Origin of the sequence: Cellulomonas sp. IC4_254, assembly GCF_011603975.1 — a bacterium.
Lineage (GTDB): Bacteria > Actinomycetota > Actinomycetes > Actinomycetales > Cellulomonadaceae > Cellulomonas.
On record NZ_JAANNB010000053.1, the window covers coordinates 1 to 19,656 of the forward strand.

Annotated in this window: 23 protein-coding genes and 1 pseudogene; 12 read left to right on the top strand and 12 right to left on the bottom strand. The window is 74.3% G+C overall.

Annotated features, from left to right (window positions below; genetic code table 11):
• Positions 1–15 precede the first annotated feature (15 nt).
• Complete coding sequence (locus tag G6556_RS07455; RefSeq protein ID WP_166939979.1) at positions 16–1,029, bottom strand: helix-turn-helix transcriptional regulator; 1,014 nt, start codon at positions 1,027–1,029, stop codon at positions 16–18.
• Positions 1,030–1,273: 244 nt separating this feature from the next.
• On the opposite strand from G6556_RS07455, the gene G6556_RS07460 reads away from it, so the two are divergent.
• The 4 genes from G6556_RS07460 to G6556_RS07475 are packed head-to-tail and all read left to right on the top strand — an operon-like array spanning position 1,274 to position 4,659.
• Positions 1,274–2,428, top strand: coding sequence for a glutathione-independent formaldehyde dehydrogenase (locus G6556_RS07460; protein WP_166939981.1), 1,155 nt, complete (start codon positions 1,274–1,276; stop codon positions 2,426–2,428).
• Between the two features lies 1 nt (position 2,429).
• The gene (locus tag G6556_RS07465) at positions 2,430–3,005 is read left to right on the top strand and encodes a type 1 glutamine amidotransferase domain-containing protein (protein ID WP_166939983.1); all 576 of its coding nucleotides are present in this window, start codon (positions 2,430–2,432) and stop codon (positions 3,003–3,005) included.
• A complete protein-coding gene (locus tag G6556_RS07470) occupies positions 3,002–3,487 on the top strand; it encodes a hypothetical protein (protein ID WP_166939985.1) in 486 nt (161 codons plus the stop codon). The genes G6556_RS07465 and G6556_RS07470 overlap by 4 nt, the downstream gene beginning before the upstream one ends.
• Complete coding sequence (locus G6556_RS07475) at positions 3,484–4,659, top strand: zinc-dependent alcohol dehydrogenase (protein WP_166939987.1); 1,176 nt, start codon at positions 3,484–3,486, stop codon at positions 4,657–4,659. The genes G6556_RS07470 and G6556_RS07475 overlap by 4 nt, the downstream gene beginning before the upstream one ends.
• 197 nt (positions 4,660–4,856) lie before the next feature.
• Here the strand turns inward: G6556_RS07475 and G6556_RS07480 are convergent, their stop codons facing one another.
• The 5 genes from G6556_RS07480 to G6556_RS07500 all read right to left on the bottom strand — a co-directional run bounded on the left by G6556_RS07480 (position 4,857) and on the right by G6556_RS07500 (position 11,180).
• On the bottom strand, positions 4,857–7,265 hold the full coding sequence (locus G6556_RS07480; protein WP_166939989.1) for an MMPL family transporter: 2,409 nt from the start codon (positions 7,263–7,265) through the stop codon (positions 4,857–4,859).
• 148 nt (positions 7,266–7,413) lie between these two features.
• Positions 7,414–8,073: a response regulator transcription factor gene (locus G6556_RS07485; RefSeq protein ID WP_346774773.1), complete on the bottom strand. Its 660-nt coding sequence runs from the start codon at positions 8,071–8,073 to the stop codon at positions 7,414–7,416.
• Positions 8,070–9,317, bottom strand: coding sequence for a histidine kinase (locus tag G6556_RS07490; protein WP_166939993.1), 1,248 nt, complete (start codon positions 9,315–9,317; stop codon positions 8,070–8,072). The genes G6556_RS07485 and G6556_RS07490 overlap by 4 nt, the downstream gene beginning before the upstream one ends.
• A gap of 182 nt (positions 9,318–9,499) precedes the next feature.
• Positions 9,500–10,255: an ABC transporter permease gene (locus G6556_RS07495; RefSeq protein ID WP_166939995.1), complete on the bottom strand. Its 756-nt coding sequence runs from the start codon at positions 10,253–10,255 to the stop codon at positions 9,500–9,502.
• 1 nt (position 10,256) lies between these two features.
• Positions 10,257–11,180: an ATP-binding cassette domain-containing protein gene (locus G6556_RS07500; RefSeq protein WP_166939996.1), complete on the bottom strand. Its 924-nt coding sequence runs from the start codon at positions 11,178–11,180 to the stop codon at positions 10,257–10,259.
• Between the two features lie 76 nt (positions 11,181–11,256).
• On the opposite strand from G6556_RS07500, the gene G6556_RS07505 reads away from it, so the two are divergent.
• The 5 genes from G6556_RS07505 to G6556_RS07525 all read left to right on the top strand — a co-directional run bounded on the left by G6556_RS07505 (position 11,257) and on the right by G6556_RS07525 (position 14,006).
• Complete coding sequence (locus G6556_RS07505) at positions 11,257–11,910, top strand: TetR/AcrR family transcriptional regulator (RefSeq protein ID WP_166939998.1); 654 nt, start codon at positions 11,257–11,259, stop codon at positions 11,908–11,910.
• On the top strand, positions 11,907–12,425 hold the full coding sequence (locus G6556_RS07510; protein ID WP_166940000.1) for a hypothetical protein: 519 nt from the start codon (positions 11,907–11,909) through the stop codon (positions 12,423–12,425). The genes G6556_RS07505 and G6556_RS07510 overlap by 4 nt, the downstream gene beginning before the upstream one ends.
• A 61-nt stretch (positions 12,426–12,486) precedes the next feature.
• Entirely contained in the window at positions 12,487–12,978 is a 492-nt protein-coding gene (locus G6556_RS07515) for a nuclear transport factor 2 family protein (RefSeq protein WP_166940002.1), read from the top strand.
• Positions 12,979–13,005: 27 nt separating this feature from the next.
• Entirely contained in the window at positions 13,006–13,293 is a 288-nt protein-coding gene (locus G6556_RS07520) for an HAD family hydrolase (RefSeq protein ID WP_166940004.1), read from the top strand.
• 53 nt (positions 13,294–13,346) lie between these two features.
• Positions 13,347–14,006 carry a GNAT family N-acetyltransferase gene (locus G6556_RS07525; RefSeq protein WP_166940006.1) on the top strand — a complete coding sequence of 220 codons (660 nt, stop codon included), beginning with the start codon at positions 13,347–13,349 and terminating at the stop codon, positions 14,004–14,006.
• Between the two features lie 39 nt (positions 14,007–14,045).
• On the opposite strand, the gene G6556_RS07530 is transcribed toward G6556_RS07525, so the two are convergent.
• Positions 14,046–14,393 (bottom strand): hypothetical protein, encoded by a 348-nt coding sequence (locus G6556_RS07530; RefSeq protein WP_166940008.1) that lies wholly within the window; start codon positions 14,391–14,393, stop codon positions 14,046–14,048.
• Between the two features lie 382 nt (positions 14,394–14,775).
• Here G6556_RS07530 and G6556_RS07535 point away from each other — a divergent pair, with 382 nt between their 5' ends.
• The gene (locus G6556_RS07535) at positions 14,776–15,300 is read left to right on the top strand and encodes a hypothetical protein (protein ID WP_166940010.1); all 525 of its coding nucleotides are present in this window, start codon (positions 14,776–14,778) and stop codon (positions 15,298–15,300) included.
• 282 nt (positions 15,301–15,582) lie between these two features.
• On the opposite strand, the gene G6556_RS07540 is transcribed toward G6556_RS07535, so the two are convergent.
• On the bottom strand, positions 15,583–16,212 hold the full coding sequence (locus tag G6556_RS07540; protein WP_166940012.1) for an ANTAR domain-containing protein: 630 nt from the start codon (positions 16,210–16,212) through the stop codon (positions 15,583–15,585).
• Positions 16,213–16,430: 218 nt separating this feature from the next.
• Positions 16,431–16,799 carry a metalloregulator ArsR/SmtB family transcription factor gene (locus G6556_RS07545; protein WP_166940014.1) on the bottom strand — a complete coding sequence of 123 codons (369 nt, stop codon included), beginning with the start codon at positions 16,797–16,799 and terminating at the stop codon, positions 16,431–16,433.
• Between the two features lie 103 nt (positions 16,800–16,902).
• On the opposite strand from G6556_RS07545, the gene arsM reads away from it, so the two are divergent.
• Both arsM and G6556_RS07555 read left to right on the top strand, forming a co-directional pair.
• Positions 16,903–17,676, top strand: coding sequence for an arsenite methyltransferase (gene arsM, locus G6556_RS07550; protein ID WP_166940016.1), 774 nt, complete (start codon positions 16,903–16,905; stop codon positions 17,674–17,676).
• A complete protein-coding gene (locus G6556_RS07555) occupies positions 17,676–17,876 on the top strand; it encodes a hypothetical protein (RefSeq protein WP_166940018.1) in 201 nt (66 codons plus the stop codon). Before arsM ends, G6556_RS07555 begins: the two co-directional genes overlap by 1 nt.
• 58 nt (positions 17,877–17,934) lie before the next feature.
• On the opposite strand, the gene G6556_RS07560 is transcribed toward G6556_RS07555, so the two are convergent.
• The 3 genes and pseudogenes from G6556_RS07560 to G6556_RS07570 all read right to left on the bottom strand — a co-directional run.
• Positions 17,935–18,354 (bottom strand): arsenate reductase ArsC, encoded by a 420-nt coding sequence (locus G6556_RS07560; protein WP_166940020.1) that lies wholly within the window; start codon positions 18,352–18,354, stop codon positions 17,935–17,937.
• An 18-nt stretch (positions 18,355–18,372) separates the two neighbouring features.
• Positions 18,373–19,401, bottom strand: a complete 1,029-nt coding sequence (locus G6556_RS07565) for a metalloregulator ArsR/SmtB family transcription factor (RefSeq protein WP_166940022.1) — start codon at positions 19,399–19,401, stop codon at positions 18,373–18,375.
• Positions 19,398–19,656: pseudogene (locus tag G6556_RS07570) on the bottom strand (arsenic resistance protein); the annotation flags it as partial. The pseudogene G6556_RS07570 and the gene G6556_RS07565, both read right to left, overlap by 4 nt.

Here is a 19,656-nt window from a genome sequence, read left to right on the forward strand (position 1 = left end):
GCACGGCCCCGCCCGCTAGCACGGCACCGCGGGGACGTAGAGCCCGTCGCGCTCCGCGCGCACCGCGGCGTGCGTGCGGGTGGGCGTCCCGAGCTTCGCGAGGATGTGCTCGAGGTGCGTGGCCACCGTCCGCGGGGTGACGACCAGCCGGCGGGCGATGTCGTGGTTGGTGCAGCCCTCGACCAGGAGGCCCAGCACCTCGAGCTCGCGCGGCGTGAGCCCGTGCAGGGGAGGGGCGGGGGAGAGCAGCACGAGTCCCGCCAGCCCGGGCCCCGGGTCGTCGGACGCGCTCAGGACGGTGACGCGGGCGTGCCCGTCGGGCGCGTGCGGCCCGCCGAGGGGCCAGAGGAAGGACGAGCTGACCCGGCCGTCGCGGACCCGCCGCCGGGCGAACCCCAGCAGCGGCGAGCCCGGGAGCAGCAGCGGGGCGGTCGCCAGCCCCGGGACCACCTGGCACCCGCCGTCCGCGCGGAGGGCCGTGCCCGCGGTCACCCCCTGGACGAGCCGGGCGCCGGCGAGGAGCGAGCTCAGCGGGTCGAGGCCGCGCGCGAGCACGGGAGCGAGCCGCGCGAGGCGCCGGCGCGTGGCGGCGGACGGCGGCGCCGGGCGCGCGGTGAGGACCGCGAGGTGGCCGACGTGCCGGCCCTCGCCGGCGAACAGGGCGACGCCGAGGCCCTCCCGCAGGCCGGACGGGATCAGGCACTCCGCCCACGTCGGCAGCTCCTTCGCCGGGTACGGCAGGTCCGAGGGCCCGAGCGGCGGGCGCGCCCGGTCCGTGCCGGTCAGCTCGATGTCCCGGGCGACCTGCGGGCCCTCGAGGAACCGCACCGCCGCCTCGTCCAGGTCCACCGTGGTGAGCGAGTAGTAGCGACGCTCGCACGGGTCGGCGAACGCGAGGAACGCCGCGTCGAACGGCACGACCCGGCGCAGCACCCCCAGCATCTCGTGCGCCCGCTCGGCCGGGGTGCTGACCGGGCGCGCGGAGGCGGTCTCGGCGAGGAGCAGCTCATCGGCGCGGAGCGGGCGCATGCGGGACCCCTCGAGGCTGTCAGCGACACCGCGCTGACCACCCGGGCGGGACCTGTTCTCGGCCGACCAGCGGGTGCGGACGAGACCCTTCCTACCGCACCGCGGGCCGGGCCGCCCCCGGGAGGCTCCCGGCTCCGGAGGACCCACGTATCGGCAGGTCTGCCGATACCGCAGCGAGGCGGCGCGTGGATGCAATGACCTCTCCGACGCCGGCGTCCCGCCGGGTCCGACCGGAGGAGTCGTCATGAAGGCAGTGGTGTACGAGGGTCCGCGTCAGGTCAGCGTCACGGACGTCCCGGACGCGAGGATCGAGCGGCCGACCGACGTGCTCGTCCGGGTCACCTCCGCGAACATCTGCGGGTCCGACCTGCACATGTACGAGGGCAGGACGGACTTCGAGAAGGGCCGGTGGTTCGGGCACGAGAACCTGGGCCAGGTGGTCGAGGTCGGCGACGGGGTGGACAAGGTGCAGGTCCGGGACTGGGTCGTGCTCCCGTTCAACATCGCCTGCGGGCACTGCAAGAACTGCGAGCGCCAGCTCACCAACTACTGCCTCACCGCCCAGCCGGAGCCCAGCATGGCGGGGGCCGCCTACGGCTTCGCCGACATGGGCCCGTACGGCGGCGGCCAGGCGGAGCTGCTGCGGGTGCCCTGGGGCGACTTCAACTGCCTGCGGCTGGGCGAGGACGCCGAGGAGCGGCAGACCGACTACGTGATGCTCGCCGACATCTTCCCGACCGGGTACCACGCGACCGAGATGGCGGGCGTGAAGCCGGGCGACCAGACGGTGATCTACGGGGCCGGCCCGGTCGGGCTGATGGCCGCGCTGTCGGCGACGATCCGCGGCGCCGGCAAGGTGATGGTCGTCGACCGCCAGCCCGACCGGCTGCGGCTGGCCGAGTCCATCGGGGCGATCGCCATCGACGACTCGAAGGTCGACCCGGTGGAGGCCGTCCTGGAGCAGACGATGGGCCTGGGCGCCGACAACGGCTGCGAGTGCGTGGGCTACCAGGCGCACGAGCCCGACGGCCAGGAGCAGACGAACCTGACGATGAACCGCCTGGTCGCCTCCGTCCGGTTCACCGGCACGATCGGGGCCGTCGGCGTGTTCGTGCCGCAGGACCCCGGCGCCGAGGACGAGCTCGCGCAGCAGGGGAGGATCGCGTTCGACTTCGGCATGTTCTGGTTCAAGGGCCAGCACCTCGGCAGCGGGCAGGCGCCGGTCAAGAAGTACAACCGGCAGCTGCGCGACCTCATCGCCGGCGGCAAGGCCGAGCCGTCGTTCATCGTGAGCCACGAGCTGCCGCTCGACCGCGCGCCCGAGGCGTACGAGCACTTCGACAAGCGGGACGACGGCTGGACGAAGGTCGTCCTGCACCCGACCGGGCAGGGGGCCTGACGTGGCCGGCGGGCTGGACGGGCGCCGGGTCGCGATCCTGGCCGCCGACGGCGTCGAGCGGGTCGAGCTCGAGAAGCCGCGCCAGGCGCTCGACGACGCCGGCGCGACGACCGTCGTCGTGTCGCTCGCGCCGGGGGAGATCCAGGCGCGGGACCACGACCTCGAGGACGCCGGGGCGTTCCCGGTGGACCGGCTGGTCGCGGACGTGGGGGTCGACGACTTCGACGCGCTGCTGCTGCCCGGTGGGACGGTCAACCCGGACAAGCTGCGGATGGAGCCCGACGCGGTGCGGTTCGTGCGGGACTTCGTCGGCTCCGGGAAGCCGGTCGCGTCGATCTGCCACGGGCCGTGGACCCTGCTGGAGGCGGACGTCGTGCGCGGCCGCCGGCTCACCTCGTGGCCCAGCGTGCGCACCGACCTGCGCAACGCCGGGGCCGACGTCGTCGACGAGGAGGTCGTCACGGACGGCACTCTCACGACGAGCCGCTCGCCCGACGACCTCCCCGCCTTCTGCGAGCGGATCGTCCAGGAGTTCGCCCGGGGACCGCAGCCCGCCGACGCGGGGTCGCGGTCGTGACGGGCACCGTCGTGCGGGCGGGGTCCGCCGCGGCCCTCGCCGGCGGTGCGGTGCTGCTGGTGCGGGCCGCGCGCGCACGAGCGGCGCGCGGGCCCGTCACGGGCGGCTGGACCGGCTCCGGCTGGCTGGCCGTGACCGTGCTGCGCGAACCGGCGGAGATCGACACCGGGCGCCTGCCGGCCCCGCTCGCGGAGCTGGGTGACCGGGTCGAGGTGCGGGTCCGGCCCGCGGCGGGCGGGAAGGGCTCCGAGCTCGCGGCCCGGCTGCGCGACCGGCCCTCGCCGGGGTCGGCGCCGAGCCGCCTCGTGGGCCGGGACCCCGAGGCCGACCTCCGGTCGGCGCTGCGCCGGGCCAAGCAGGTCATCGAGGTGGGGGAGGTGCTCGCGGTCGACCCGGCACCGCACGGCAGGCGGACGGCGACGCCCTGGGGCGCGCTGCTGGAGGCGTGGACCAGGGCCGCGCCGGCGGGAGGTGTGCGATGAAGGCGGTGACCTGGCGGGGTGTGAACGAGATCGGCGTGGAGGACGTCCCCGAGCCGACGATCCTCAACGACCACGACCTGATCCTGGAGGTGGGGCTCAGCGCGACCTGCGGCTCCGACCTGCACCTGCTCGGCGGCTACATCCCGGCGATGCGCGCCGGCGACGTCCTCGGGCACGAGTTCATGGGCACGGTCGTCGAGGTCGGGCGCGCGGTCACGAAGCACCGGGTGGGGGACCGGGTCGTCGTGGTGTCGTTCACCAGCTGCGGGCAGTGCTGGTACTGCAGGCAGGGCCTGTGGTCCCTGTGCGACAACGGCAACCCCAACCCGGGGATCACCGAGGCGCTGTGGGGCCCGTCCATCGGCGGCTGCTACGGCTACTCCCACGCGATGGGCGGCTGGGCGGGCAGCCACGCCCGGTACATCCGGGTGCCGTACGCCGACCAGGGCGCCTTCGCGATCCCCGACGGCGTCTCCGACGAGCGGGCACTCTTCGCCTCCGACGCCGCGCCGACCGGGTGGACCGGGGCGCACCAGGCCGGCGTGCAGCCCGGCGACGTGGTGGCGGTCTGGGGCTCCGGGGGCGTGGGCCAGATGGCGGCGCGCGCCGCGATGCTGATGGGCGCGGAGCGCGTGGTGGTGATCGACCGCTACGACAACCGCCTCGACCAGGCGCGCACGTACGTCGGGGCCGAGACCCTCGACTACGAGCAGACGGACGTCACCGCCGCGCTCCGCGAGATGACGGGCGGCCGCGGACCGGACGTCTGCATCGAGGCGGTGGGGATGGAGGCCCACTCGCCCGGCCCGCAGTACGCCTACGACCAGCTCAAGCAGCAGCTGCGGCTGCAGACCGACCGGCCGACGGCGGTGCGCGACGCCATCTACGCGTGCCGGAAGGGCGGGACGGTGTTCACGCTCGGCGTGTTCGCGGGGGTCGTCGACACGTTCCCGCTCGGTGCCGTGATGAACAAGGCGCTGACCCTCCGCGGCGCCCAGCAGCACGGGCACCGCTACATCCCGGAGATCCTCGAGCGCATGAGCCGCGACGAGGTGGTGACCGAGCACCTCGCCACCCACGTCATGTCCCTCGACGACGGGCCGAAGGGCTACCGGATGTTCAAGGAGAAGGAGGACGGGTGCGTCCGCGCGGTGTTCCGCCCGGGCGGGTGAGCATGCGCGACGGCGGCAGCAGTGACGGCGGTCCTCGGCGTGGATCGACTTGGGCCGGGGCGAGCCGTCGGCGTACGGCGACTTCGCGTACCTCGCCTTCACCGTGGGGATGAGCTGGTGACGAACCTGGGGCAGTCCGGCTGAGCGCGGGCGCCGGGTCGCGGCGGTCTGCACCGCCGCGACCCGGCGCCGGCCGCTCACCCCCGCGCGAGCCGGGCGCCCTCGACGTCGACGTCCGGGAGGACGCGGTCCAGCCAGCGCGGGAGCCACCAGGCGTGCCTCCCCAGCAGGTGCATGACCGCGGGGACCAGCAGCATCCGCACCACGAACGCGTCGACCAGCACCCCGAACGCCAGACCGAAGCCGATGGTCTGGATCATCACCGAGTGGGAGAACACGAACCCGCCGAACACCGAGATCATGATGATCGCGGCGGCGGTGACCACGACCCGTCCGTGGCGCATCCCGTCCCGGACGGCGAGCCGGGCCGGCACGCCGTGGACGTACGCCTCGCGCATCCCGGAGACCAGGAACAGCTGGTAGTCCATCGCCAGCCCGAACAGGATCCCGACGAGCAGGATCGGCATGAAGCTCAGGACCGGCCCCGGCGCGTGGATGCCGAACAGGTCGCCGAGCCAGCCCCACTGGAAGATCGCCGTGACGCCCCCGAAGGTCGCGAGCACGGACAGCAGGAACCCGATCGTGGCGGTCACCGGGACCAGGACCGAGCGGAAGACGACCACGAGGATCAGCAGGGACAGCCCGATCACGACCGCGAGGTAGAGCGGGAGGACGTCGGCGAGCTTCTGGCTGATGTCGATGTTGGCGCTCGCGGTGCCGGCCACGCCGAGGGTCACGCCGGGCAGCGCGTCCGACCCGGACCGCAGGTCGTCCACCAGGGTCTCGGTCTCGACGCTGGTGGCCGCGGACGCGGGCACCACCTGGAACGCCAGCAGCTGCGCGTCCGCCGACACCCCGGCCGGGGCGACGCCGCTGACGTCGTCGAAGCCCGCGATCGCCTCGCCGACGCGCACCTGCGTGCGGACCAGGTCCTCGTCGGCCACCGGCTCGCCGAGGTCGGCGACCACGAGGAGCGGGCCGGTGGCCCCCGGGCCGAACTCGTCCCGCACCAGGGCGTACGTCCGGTAGGCGTCCGAGTCCTCGGGCTCGGAGCCGCCGTCGGGCAGGCCGAGGCGCATGTCGAGCGCCGGGATCGCCAGGACCAGCAGCGCGCCGAGCCCCGCGGTCAGCGTGACGACCGCGCGGCGGGTGCTCATCGGGGTCGAGGGCGACGCGGGGCGCCCGGGCCGGGCCGGGCGCGCCGGACGCCGGACCCGGCCGGGCCGCGCGGCCGGCGTGAGGCGGTGCCCGAGCAGGGCGAGGAGCGCCGGCGTCAGGGTCACCGCCACGCCCATCGCGACCAGGACGCACACCGCGGCGACGGTGCCCATGAGGCCGAGGAACGACACCCCGGTGACGTTCAGGGCGAGCAGGGCGATGACGACCGTGAGGCCGGCGAACACCACGGCGTTCCCCGAGGTCCCGTTCGCCCGCCCGATGGACTCGTGCAGGTCGAGCCCGTCACGCAGCTGGTTGCGGTGCCGGTTCAGGATGAACAGCGAGTAGTCGATCCCCACCGCGAGGCCGAGCATCAGTCCCAGCACCGGGATGACCGTGTTCATCTCGACGACGTCCGACAGCGCGAGCGACCCGGCGAGGCCGGTGCCGATGCCGACGAGGGCGTTGACGAGCGGCAGACCGGCCCCGACGAACGTGCCGAGCATGACGAACAGGGTGACCGCCGCGACGAGCAGGCCGACGACCTCGCCCGGGCCGAACACCGACATCTGCGGGGGCTCGGCCGCGGCCCCGGCGCGCTCGACGTGCACGCCGTCGACGTCGTGCTCGGCGATCACGTCGGCGAGCGCGTCCAGCACCCGGCCGTCGACGGGGTCGTCGTCGAACTGGATCGTCCCGAGGGCCGCGCTGCGGTCCTCCGACACGGGTGCCACGTCCTCACCGAGGTCGAGGAGCGCGCGCCCGTCCGCGGCGGCCGCGGCCTGCGCGTCGAGTTCGGCGCGGCCCTCGTCGAGCGCCGCCTGCTGCGCGTCCAGCTCGGGCCCGGCTACCGCGGCCTGCCCGGCCGCCTCGGCCTGCGCGCGTGCCGCGTCGAGCTGCGCCTGACCCGCGTCGAGCCGGGTCCGCGCGTCCGCCAGCTGCACCTGCGCCTCGGCGAGGAGCCCGCGCTGCTCCTCCAGGGTGCCCGCGGCGTCGAACGGGTCCACGACGGCGGCGACGCCGTCGACCGCAGCCGCGTCGTCGAGGAGGTCGGCGATCGCGGCCTCGTCGACCTCGTCGAGGGCGGCCCCGTCCGCGGAGGCGAACACCAGCTGGCCGGAGGCGCCGCCGACGTCGGGGAACCGGTCCCGGAGCTCGTCCGTCACGTCGGTGGTCGGGGTGCCGGAGATCTCGAACGACGCCACCAGGGTGCCGCCGAACGCCAGGTAGGCGGCGACCGCGAGCGCGAGCGCGGTGACCCAGGCGCCGATGACGACGCGGGCGCGTCGGGCCGCGAGCAGCCCGAGTCGGTACAGGAACGTGGCCATGCGAAGAAACCTCGTGGGGGTCGGGGGCGGCTGGTCGGGTGGCGCGGCCCTCCGCCGCGCCACCCGCGGCACGAGTCTGCGAGCGTCCGGGTGGCGGACGCGTCGTCCCCCCGCACCCACCTGCTACCGCACCCGCAGTAGGCCGGGGCTACGCCATCCCCGCCCGGTGCGCGAGCACGACCACCTGCGCGCGGTCCCGCGCCCCCAGCTTCGTCATCGCGCGGTTCAGGTGCGTCTTGACGGTGAACGGCGAGATCACCATGCGAGCGGCGATCTGCCTGTTGTCCGCGCCCCGGGCGGCGGCCACGACCACGTCGCGCTCCCGGGCCGTCAGCGTGGCGACGCGACGTGCGAGCTCCTCGTCCTGGGAGTCGCGCGCCTGGCGGCGGGACGCGTCCTCGACGACGACGCTGAGCGCGTGCGCGGACAGCGCCGCCCGGCCGCCGGCGACGTCGAGGACGGCCTGGATCAGCTCCTCGGGCCCGGCGCTCTTGCCGAGGAAGCCCGAGGCGCCCGCACGGAGCGCGGCGACCGTCTCCGTGTCCCCGTCGAAGGTCGTCAGCACCAGGACGCGGGTGTCGCGCAGCCGGGGGTCGCTGCGCAGCCGGCGGGTGGCCTCGACGCCGGGGACGCCGGGCATCCGCAGGTCCATCAGCACGACGTCGGGGCGCAGCTCGACCGCCTGGCGGACCGCCTCGGCGCCGTCCGCGGCCTCGCCGACGACCTCGACGGCCGCCGCGCTGTCCAGGATGGACCGCAGGCCGGTGCGCATCATGGCCTGGTCGTCCACCAGCAGCACGCGGGTCACCACGTCGCCCCCGGGCGGGTGTCCTCGGCCGGCCGCGCCGGGTGCCGTGTCCGGGGCAGCCGCGCCCGCACGGAGAACACGTCCCGGTCGGCGCCGACCTCCAGCAGCCCACCGGCCTGCTCCACGCGCTCGCGCATGCCCACCAGGCCGTAGCCGCCGACGGACCGCCCGCCCCCACCGGCGACGAGGTTGACCACCTCGACGACGACCGCGTCCCCGTCGTCCCGCACGGTCACGGTCACGTCGCCGGCCCCGTGGCGGTGGGCGTTGGTCAGCGCCTCCTGCACGACGCGGTAGAGCGCGGCGCCGACCGCGGGGTCCAGCCCGTCGAGGTCGGCGTCCACGTCGGCGCGGACCGCGTCACCCCGCGCCCGGGCGTCGGCGAGCAGGGACGGGACACCGGACGCCGACGCGCGTCCGGCCACCTCGTCCTCGTCCACCGGAGCGCCCGACCGCAGCACGGCCACGATGTCGCGCAGCTCCAGCAGCACCGCGCGGCTCGCGCTGCGGACCTGCGCCAGGGCGTCCCCGGCGCGCTCGGGGTCGGCGTGCAGGTGCCGCTCGGCGGCGCCCGCCTGCACGTTGATCGCGGCGATCGAGTGCGCGACCGCGTCGTGCAGGTCGCGGGCGATGCGCAGCCGCTCGTCGGTGATGTGCCGGGCCGTCTCGCTCGCGCGGGCGGCCCGGACGGCGTCCGCCTCGTGCTGCAGCGCGCGCACGTTGTCGCGGTTCGCGCGCACCGCCGACCCGAGGCCGAGGGCGAGCGCCGTCCAGGTGGCCGCCGTGAGGAACGCCATCAGGGGCGTCGAGCTCGCCCCCGCCGCGACCATCGTGACCGAGAGCACGACCAGGACGACCGCCGCGGGCGCGAGCACCGACCGGGTCGGGTGGTGCATCGCCGCGCTGAACAGGGCGGCGACCGTGAGGACGGCGTACACCGTCGGGTCCGCGCCCACCGCGGCGGCGGCGACGGCCAGGGCGCACACCAGGCCCGTCGCGACCCGCGGGTGCCGCAGCCGCAGCGCGAGCACCACCGCGACCGCCGCCAGGACCACGGCCTCGGCGACGTCGCCCGCGCGGAGCACGAGCCACCCGCAGACCACGACCGCGACCGCCAGGGCGGCGTCCAGGAGCGACTCCCAGCGGTCGTCGCCGGGGCGCCTCCACCGCAGCCACCGCACCGGCCCGCGCCGGGCGCGGTCGCCGGCCTGGCCCGGTGGGGAGGGACGATCGACGGGCTCCATCAACACCCTTCGCGTGGTCGGACCGGGACGGCGTGCGGTGGCGGCGCGGCCGCGCACCACCGGGCAGCACCGCGCGCCGGCGGACCCACCCTCGCACGCCGGCGCGGCGGGCGGATCCGCCCCCCGGGGTATCCGGGTACTGCGGCGGCAGTAGCCGCTCGCCCCCGGTCGAGCCTCGTGCGTCAGGCGTCCCGGGCCCTGAGCGTGACGTGGGCGGCGAGCGTGGTCCAGAGGGTGAACACCGCCATGACGGCCAGGCCCGCCGAGCCGGTCACGCCTCCGGCGCCGGCGGTCGTGTACGAGGCCTGCCCGGCGGTGGTGGGCCAGTACGTGCCGGCGAGGTCCCCCACGAGCCCGGGCAGCCCGGGGGCGAGCGCCGGCACGAGCAGCGCGACGGTCACGACGACGGCCAGCGCGCCCGAGGACGAGCGCGTGATGGCCCCGAGCGCGACGCCGAGGACGGCGGTGAGCACCAGGTAGCCGACCGCGCACAGGATCGCCCGGACGGTGCCGGCGTCGGGCAGGTCCGCCGTCGGCAGCCCGGCGGCGGCGAGCGCCGCCTGGCTCGCGCCGAAGCTGCACGCCACGGTGACCACGGCCGTCGCGAGGGCGACGAGCGCCGTGACGGCCAGCTTCGTGGCGAGCAGCACGGCGCGCCGGGGTGCGACCGTCAGGCTCGTGACGATCTGACCGGTGGCGTACTCGCTGGTGAACGTCTGCGCACCCAGGGTCGCGACGAGGATCTGCCCGACGAGGACGCCCTTGAAGCTGATGCCCGTCGGGTCGAAGTCCGCGGGCAGGTCGGCCCGCCAGTCGGCCAGGAGCCCGCTGATGCCGAGCAGGCTGACCACCACCGTCACCACGACGGTGCCGGCCACCAGGAGCCACGTGGTGCGGATGCTGCGGGCCTTGATCCACTCGGAGGCGAGGAGGTCCATGTCAGGCGGCTTCCTTCTGGGTCGACGTCATGGTGAGGAAGACGTCCTCGAGCGAGTCGCGGGCCGAGCTCAGCTCGGACAGCTCGACGCCGGCACCGGCGGCGACGCGGCCGACGTGGTCCGTCGTGCTGCCCAGGACGTCGAGCGCGTCCGTGCTCGACGCGTCGGGCGCGGCGTGCACGCCCGCGCGGGAGAGCGCCTGCAGCAGCCCTGGGCGGTCCGGTGTGCGCGCGCGGACGTGCGCGGTGGTCCGCTCGGTGATGAACGCGCTCAGGGACTGGTCGGCGAGGAGCCGCCCGTGGTGCACGACCACGAGATGATCCGCGGTCAGCTCCATCTCGCCCATGAGGTGGCTGGAGAACAGCACGGTGCGGCCCTCCGCCGCCAGGTCGCGCATGAGCGAGCGCGCCCACCGGATCCCCTCGGGGTCGAGGCCGTTCAGCGGCTCGTCGAAGATCACGACCGACGGGTCACCGATCAGCGCGGTGGCGATCCCCAGCCGCTGCTTCATCCCCAGGGAGAAGTCGCCGGCCCGCCGGTCCGCGACGGCACCCAGGCCGACGAGCTCGAGGGTCGGGGCCACCCGGGACCGCGCGACGCCTCCGGCGCGTGCGACCGCCGCGAGGTGGTCCCCGGCGGTGCGCCGGGGGTGGACCGCCCGGGCGTCGAGCATCGCGCCGACGACGCGCATCGGGTGCGGCGTCTCGGCGAGCCGGAGCCCGCCGACCGTCGCGGCACCGCTCGTCGGCCGGTCCAGGCCGAGGAACATGCGCAACGTCGTGGACTTGCCCGCCCCGTTGGGGCCGAGGAAGCCCGTGACGACGCCCGGCCTGACCGCGAACGACAGGCCGTCGACGGCGGTGAGGCGTCCGTACCGCTTGACCAGGGAGTGAGCCTGCAAGATCACCGGGTTCGAGGAGTGCACAGTGGTAAACTACACCGTGTCGTGTAGATCTGCACCGGGCGGTGTAGCGTCGCGGACGACCTCGGAGGAGAACCACATGGCGGCAGAGCGGGACAGGACCGTGCGACAGGGCCAGGCGCACAAGCGCGCGGCCATCCTGGCGGCGGCGAAGGAGCTGTTCGTGCAGACGAGCGTGGAGCGCACGAGCATGGACGCCGTCGCCGCGCTCGCCGGGGTGTCGAAGCGGACGGTCTACGACTACTACGGGGACAAGCGAGGGCTCCTGCTCGGCGTCGTGGAGGACGCGGGGGAGAGGGCCCTGGCCACGTTGCGCGGCCTGGTCGAGCAGCACCTCGACCCGGCGCACATCCACGATCTCGACGACCTCGAGCGAGCCCTCACCGAGCTCGCCGCCGCCCTCGGTCGGTCGCTGCTGCTGTCGTCGGACTACCTCGCCGCGGTCAGGCTGATCAACGAGAACGAGGCGCTGCTGCCGGAGCTCGAGGACCACCCGCTCGACGTGGCCCACGCGCAGGTCCTCACCGACAGCGTCCGCCAGTTCGCGAGCGCCGGGCTGCTCGACGCCGACGAGCCCGGCCTCGCCGCGGCCCACTTCCACGCCCTGACCGCGCTGCGCGTGCTCAACGAGCCGCCCCGCCGACGCACCGAGACGGCGCACGTCCGCCAGATCATGACCGACGGCGCACGGGCGTTCATGCGCGCCTACGGCGCGCGCGGCGCAACCGCGTGACCGGCTCCACGGCGGCGCGCGACACCGACGTCCGCACCCACCGGGCCGCTGCGCTCAAGGAACGCATCTACGTGGCGTTCACCGCCCTGGCCGTGATCATCACCCTCCGCGTCCACGACGCGCACCCGTCGACCACCGGGGCGTTCAGCACCCTCGCCGTCGCCGTCGCGGCGACCGTCTGCGCCGTCTACCTCGCCGACCTGCTCAGCCACATGGTCGTGCACGCGCACCTCCCGGCGCGCCCCGAGCACCGCCGCATGGTCGCGAGCACCCTGGGCGCCGGCGCGGTGGCGATGCCGCCCCTCGGGTGCATCGCGCTGGCGGGGACCGGCGTCTACGGGACCTCGACCGGGCTGCTGGTCGCGATGGTGCTCACCGTCGCGACCCTGACGGCCATCGGGGTGCTCGCGGTCCGCAGGCTCGACCTGCCCCCGCGGCACCGCGTCGCCGTCCTCGGGGCGGAGGCGCTGGTCGGGGTCGTGGTGCTCGCCCTGGGGCTGCTCGCGCACCGGTAGCGGCTCTCCGGGCAGCTCTGCGGAACTCGATCGGTCGTTCTCGGCCCGCACTCGTCGGGCGATGACGAGCGTCTCGGTGATGAGGAGCGACATCGAGCTGCAGGAGCGTCTGGAGCGCCTGGAGTCCCAGTCCGCCATCCGAGCGCTGGTGCACGAGTACTGCCACGGAGCCGACAAGCGTGACCGCGCCCGGTTCGCGGCGGTGTGGACTCCCGACGCCGTCTGGCAGGTGGCCCCGACGCAGGAGTTCCGCGGCGTGCAGGCGATCTGCGCCGCCGTCGAGTGGCAGCGGGGCGCCTTCCTGCAGATGCACCACTGGACCTCCAACCTCGTGATCGACCTGGACGGCGATCAGGCACGTGGTGAGGTGGACGTCGGCGTCACGACGCAGTTCCCCGACGGGACCTGGCTGCGCGGCGGCGGGGTCTATCGCGACTCCTACACCCGCACCGACGTCGGCTGGCGCATCTCGCGACGGGAGGCCGAGCACCTGTTCGATCTGAACCCGGGGCCCGCCGCAGACGGCGACGCGTGCGGCATGCCGCGGCCATGACGGCAGACCTCGTGCTCGCCGACCTGCGTGCGGTCGTGTTCGACGACATGGGGCGTCGCGAAGCCGTCGCTCGAGTTCTTCCGACGCGTCGTCGGCGAGACGCAGGTCGACCCCCGTCAGGTCCTGTACGTCGGCGACCGCCTCGACAACGACATCTGCCCCGCAGGTGCCGCAGGCCTGCGCACAGCATGGCTGCGACGCGGACCAAGGGCGTACCTGCAACAGCTGGACCCCGACGAGGCACGCCCGGACCTCGACCTCAGCGACCTGACGCACCTCACCGCGGCGCTCTCACGCAGCCCGCACACCGGCTGAGCGCCGTATCGTCCGGTCCACATCGCTGGTCCTCCAGCCGAGGTGGGGAGCGCATGCCCGTGCCGACCGACGAGACCTCGCCCGAGATCGCTCTCGGTCGCCGCGGCCCCCGGGTCCGCATCGTCCACCTGACCGGCGCGGTGTTCGACGCGCTGGCCGTTGGCGACCTCGCCCGCGCCGAGTCGTGCAGCCCGGTCCGCCTGACCGCGTACTTCGCCGGACCCGACTGGCGCAGCACGTGGGCGAGGCGGAGCCAGCAGGCTCGTCGGGACCCCGCCAGCACGGGCTGGATCACCGGCGTCATCTGGGACGAGGACCAGCACCTGCCCGCCGGTCGCGCCGGCTTCCACGGACCACCCGATGCCGACGGCATGGTGGAGATCGGGTACGCGGTCGATCCCGCGCACCGTCGCCGTGGCTACGCCCGTGCGGCGCTCGAGGCGCTGCTCCAGCGGGCCCGGGACGAGCCGGAGGTGCGGACTGTGCGGGTCACGATCGCTCCGGGGAACACCGAGTCCCGCGACCTGGCCCAGCAGTACGGGTTCACCGCGGTGGGGGAGCAGTGGGACGACGAGGACGGCCCGGAGATCATCTACGAGGTCGCTGCCGACGCTGCGGCCCGGGCACCGGTCCGCACCGCTGACCTCGAGCGACGTCCCGGTGCTGGCGGTGCAGCTCGTGGCCTCGCCGCGGAAGGCAGACCAGCGCGCTGACCGAGTGCCGGGGGCACCTGAGTCGTCGGAGTACTGGCCCTACTCGTGCACCTCGATCGCGGGCCGGCGCGCTACGCGCTGAGCGGCGCGAGAGGCTCGGGCGGAACCGACACCGAGCGCCAGGACGGTGCTGGCCAGAGACAGGCCCAGAGAGATCACGTACAGGACGGGAGCCGGCTGCAGGGGGACGGAGATCGCTGCGATCACGGCGGCGGCGCCGAGGAATGGAGCCATGGCACTCCGCGCCGCGACATGGCCGGCGCGCCATGCCTGGTCGCTGGTCATCAGAGACGGCAAGCGGATGCCTGCCGAGCGGCTCCTCCGTGCTCCGTGCACGGCCTGGGAGACGAACATCCACACGGCCGCGTCGACGAGGATCAGGAGCACGGCGCATGCGACCGCTGCTGACCAGCCAGGGCTCGTCACGTCCCACCCCTCGTCTCAATTTCCGCGTCTCGTCTCACGCTACCGCCTGCGGGTTCGCGGTCGCGGCGTCGTCCTCGGTGGTGGTGGACTCTCGGAGGCGTGCGTGCTCGCGCAGCAAACCAGGGTGCGACGCGGTGGCCGCCGCACCTCCGACCTCTTAGCCTCGTGTGCCGGGGGAGTCGACCCCTCCCGTCCGCACCACAGGCGTCGGCTCTCGAACTCGTCAGGTGGCCTCATCGAAGGGAGCACGGCGATCCGTACCGCGCACCGTCCCACGACCGCGACCTGCCCGAAGGCGTCATCCCGTACTTGGCGACTGGTGGTGCGCCCGATCGTTGCCGGCATGGCCTGCGTCGCGACCCTGGGTGCCTGCTCCGAGGACGAACCCGACCCCGTGCGCTCCGCCGAGCCCGCGGCGTGCGGCTTCGTCGACGACGCCACGGTCCGCGAGGCTCTCGGAGATGCGGTCAACGACCCCACCGATGCCACCACCCGGCTCACCGACGCCCCTGACCTGCTGGGCTGTCGATGGACGACCGCGGTCGGGACCGCCCTCACGGTGACCGTCACCCGCACCCAGGACGACGACGTCACTGCGGCCGCCGCCCGGTGGGCCGAGGGATGCGCGACACCTCAGCCGCTCGACGTCGAGGGCGCTACCGGCAGCATCTGCCAGGACACCGCCTTCGACGCCGCCGGATCGGAGCTCTACGCCACCTGGTCGGGGGACGACCTCGCCATGCGGCTCGGTCTCCAGCGGGACGGTGGGGCCGCCCCCGAGGACGCCGCCCGGCTGCGGGCGGTCGCCGGCGACCTCATCGTGAACGTCACGCCCGACGCCTACGACGACGCGGAGGCGTCGTCGTAGGGTCTCGTGCCAGGGGCGAGGGGTGACGCTGCGCTGCAGCGCTCGGCATCGAGTAGTTCTTTCGCGCGACTCCTGACCTGGACGCGCACCGGCGGGGAACTGCGGCGCAGGCCGCACTCCGTCCGTCGTCCGTGCAGTCGCTTCTCGACGAGATCCGCAACGTCACGGTCGACGGAACGCGAACGTGGGCGCCATGTCATGGCGGGTCAGCGCGAGACGCCGACACGACTGGCACCTCTGCGTATCAAGATCGGTCGTACTCGACCCACCGGGCGCCCCGCCCTAGAGGCGACCCCCGACAGCGGTAATCAGGAACGCGGCGACGTCGGCGACGTCCCTGTCGTGTCGGGCAGCCACCAGATCGAGCAGGGCGCGGGCGGTCCGCGCGTCGCAGCCGTTGGCCTGCATGAGCACGCCCACAGCCTGATCGATCCGGCCGGCTGTACCCAGCTCCTCGTCGGCGGCCGGCACAGCGGGAAGGGTCGCCGCGGCGGCGAGCCGGTCGATGACGTCCTCCGCAAGCGAGGTGACCCGCGCCCGCGCGTGCGCGGCGTCCTGCTGCGTCCAGGTCCGGCCCGGATCGAGATAGAGGTTGAGCGCCACCGCCGTCGTGGGCTCGACGGACGCGGGCACCGCGACCACCGCGGTGAATCCGGCATCCCGCGTCGTCCGCGACCAGGCCGGCCATCGCCGCTCCGCGGCGAGGTCGGGAATCGTCACGGCGCGCAGGCTCGACATCGCGACGATGCACGGGCCGTCCTCCGAGCGCGCCTCGGCCTGGTCGCATAGGGCCGCACGGTCGCTGCTGCTCGCGACGCGCACCGTTGCGCCGTGGTGGCGCAGCGTGATGCTGGCGTGCACGCCCAGGGCGTCCGCCACCTCACGCGCGTGGACATCTAAGTAGGTCGGCATCTCGCCCCTCCGCTCGAGGCGGCCCGGCGAGCTGCGCCGGGTCATGCCCAACGTGCCACTGCCGAGCGCACACGTCCACGAGCGGAAGCGCTCGTGCCTTGCGTCTTGAGCCACCGGACCGACGGCCAGAGCGTAGATGCAGGTCAGAGCGATAGGAAGACTTGTACTGGCACCTCTGAGTATCAGAATCGGTCGTACCCGAGCGCGCCCGCGAGGCCCTAGCGGACGCCGCCGAGGTGCAGCCTCAGGTGCGCGCCCAGCTCACCGACCGCGTCGGGCACGAGCGTGTAGTACGCCCAGACCCCGCGCTTCTCGCGGGTGACGAACCCGGCCTCGGTGAGCACCTTGAGGTGGTGGGACACCGTCGGCTGGGACAGTCGGACGGGCTCGGTGAGGTCGCAGACGCATGCCTCTCCGCCGTCGTGGGCGGCGATGATCGACAGCAGCCGCAGGCGGGCCGGGTCGGCCAGCGCCTTGAGCGTGCGTGCGGTGCGCTCGGCATCCTCGGCGCTCATCGTCGACCCGGTCACGGGGCTGCAGCAGTCCGTGGACGCGGTCGAGGTCACCGGGAGCAGGTCGAGAGCCATGCCCTCATCATGCGCCACGCATTGACGCCTGTCGATGTTGACAGCCGTCGATGGGATGGTCCACGCTCCAGGTATCGACGGGGATCAATGCGAAGGAGGAGTGATGGCACAGGACATCCGGGAGCAGGTCCGGGCCCGCTACGCCCTGGCGGCCGTGCAGGGCAGCGCGGACGCCGGTTGCTGCGGCGGGGACTCCGGCGGTGGATGCGGGCCGACGGACCTGGTGATCGACGAGCGGTTCGGCGCCGGGCTGTACGGGGCGGAGGACGCGGCGGCGGTGCCGGCCGAGGCGTTGGCGGCGTCGCTCGGCTGCGGGAACCCGCTGATGGTCGCCGAGCTGCGTGAGGGCGAGCAAGTGCTGGACCTGGGCTCGGGCGGTGGGATCGACGTGCTGCTGTCCGCGCGGCGGGTCGGCGCGACCGGGTTCGCCTACGGGGTGGACATGACCGACGAGATGCTGGACCTGGCCCGGGCGAACGCGGCGAAGGCCGGGGCGAGCAACGTGGAGTTCCGCAAGGGCACCATCGAGGACCTGCCGCTGGACGACGGAGCGGTGGACGTCGTGATCTCCAACTGCGTGGTGAACCTGTCGCCGGACAAGCCGGCGGTGCTGTCCGAGGCGTTCCGGGTGCTGGTGCCCGGCGGGCGGTTCGGGATCTCCGACGTGGTCGCCGAGGACCACCTGACCCCCGAGCAGCGCGCCGAGCGCGGCTCCTACGTCGGGTGCATCGCCGGGGCGTTGTCGCGCGCCGAGTACCTGCAGGGGCTGGCGGCGGCGGGGTTCGTCGACGCCGAGGTCGAGTTCACCCACCCCGTCGCCGAGGGCATGCACGGCGCGATCGTGCGCGCCCGCAAGCCCGCATCCCAGGAGGCGTGATGCACCCCGACGTCTACCTGACCGTCCACCAGCAGCGCGACCGCGAGCTGGCCCGCGAGCTCGAGCTGCGCCGCGCCGCGCAGGACTGCCCCGGCTGCATCGTGCGCGCCCGCCGGCACCTAGCCGCGCTCACCGACCGAGTGCGGGCGCGGCTCGCCGGCACCCGGCCGGCCACGGCGCCGGCCTGCTGCCCGGCCTGACCGAGCACGCACGAGGGCCGCACCCCAGGCAGGGTGCGGCCCTCGTGGCGTTGGGAGATCAGGCGGTGACGGGCTCGACCCCGAGCTCGGCGAGCAGCGTCAGGATGCGGCCGCGGATCTCGTCGCGGATCGGGCGGACCGACTCGATTCCCTGCCCGGCGGGGTCGGCCAGCGCCCAGTCCTCGTACCGCTTGCCGGGGAAGATCGGGCACGCGTCGCCGCAGCCCATGGTGATGACGACGTCGGACGCCTTGACCGCGTCGGTGGTCAGGACCTTGGGTCGCTCGGCGCGGATGTCGATGCCCTCCTCGAGCATCGCCTCCACGGCTACCGGGTTGATCTGCTCGGCGGGCATCGACCCGGCCGAGCGGACCTCGACGGCGCCGCCGGACAGCGCCCGCAGGTAGCCGGCGGCCATCTGGGAGCGGCCGGCGTTGTGCACGCAGACGAACAGGGCGGACGGCTTGTTCTCGGTCATCTCGGTCTCCACGGAAGGTCAGTTGGTGGGCAGCGTGAGGTCGGGCAGCAGGTCGGTGAGCAGGGCGCGCACGCGGCGGTCGATCTCGTCGCGGATCGCCCGCACCCCGGTCTCGGAGGCCAGGGCGGGGTCGCCGACGACCCAGTCCTCGTACCGCTTGCCGGGCAGGATCGGGCAGGTGTCGCCGCAGCCCATCGTGATCACGACGTCCGCGGCGCGGACCGCGTCGTCGGTCAGCGGCTTGGGGAACGCCTCGCCGTCGGCGCCGAGCTCGGCGAGCAGCGGCCGCACCGCGGCGTGCACGTCCGCGGCCGGTGCGGACCCCGCGGAGCGGACCGTGATCGCGTCCCCGGCGTAGTGGCGCAGCAGGGCGGCGGCGAGCTGGGAGCGTCCGGCGTTCGCGACGCACACGAACAGCACCTGCGGGCTCGAGCCGGCCGCGTCCATGGCCCGGGCGGTGTCGGTCAGGCGCTGGCGGGCGAACCGCTCGGCGTTGACCACCAGGTGCGAGCGGATCGCCGAGGACCGCGCCAGACCGGTGTAGGACTCCCGGACCACGCTGAGGACCGCGCCCGGGTCGCGGTCGGGGAACGCCGCGGCGAGCCGGTCGGCGATCCGGACCAGGGCGTCCTCGGCGTCGGTGAGCCCGGCCAGCGGGACCGCGTTCGCGGCGTCCGCGGCTGCGGGCGCGAAGGAGTCCAGCAGGGTGGTGACCGCGCCGCGCAGCGCCGGCTGCACCCGGTAGTACACCCAGGTCCCGCGCCGCTCGGAGGTCAGCAGCCCGGCCTCCTTGAGCAGCCTCAGGTGGTGCGACACCGTCGGCTGATTCACCTCGGCGACCGTGGCCAGGTCGCACACGCACGCCTCACCGGTCGGGGAAGTCGCGATCAGCGACAGCATCCGCAGCCGCAGCGGGTCACCCAGCGCCTTCAGGGTGCCGGCGACGTGCGCCGCGGCGTCGGCGCCCATCGCGTGGTCCGCGGGCGAGGCCTGCGGGGTGCAGCCGCCGGCGGCGGTCGTGGTGTCGTCGGGGGCGGTGGTGGTCATGAGCGTGCCTCCTGCAGCTCGACGGTGGCGGGGGAGGTCGAGGACGGGCGGAACCAGCGGTCCCTGGCCCAGAGGCTGACGTAGACCAGGGCGACCAGGACCGGAACCTCGATCAGCGGGCCCACCACACCGGCCAGCGCCTGCCCCGAGGTCGCACCGAACGTCCCGATCGCCACCGCGATCGCCAGCTCGAAGTTGTTGCCCGCCGCGGTGAACGCCAGCGTCGTCCACCGCGCGTACCCCAACCCCAGGCCC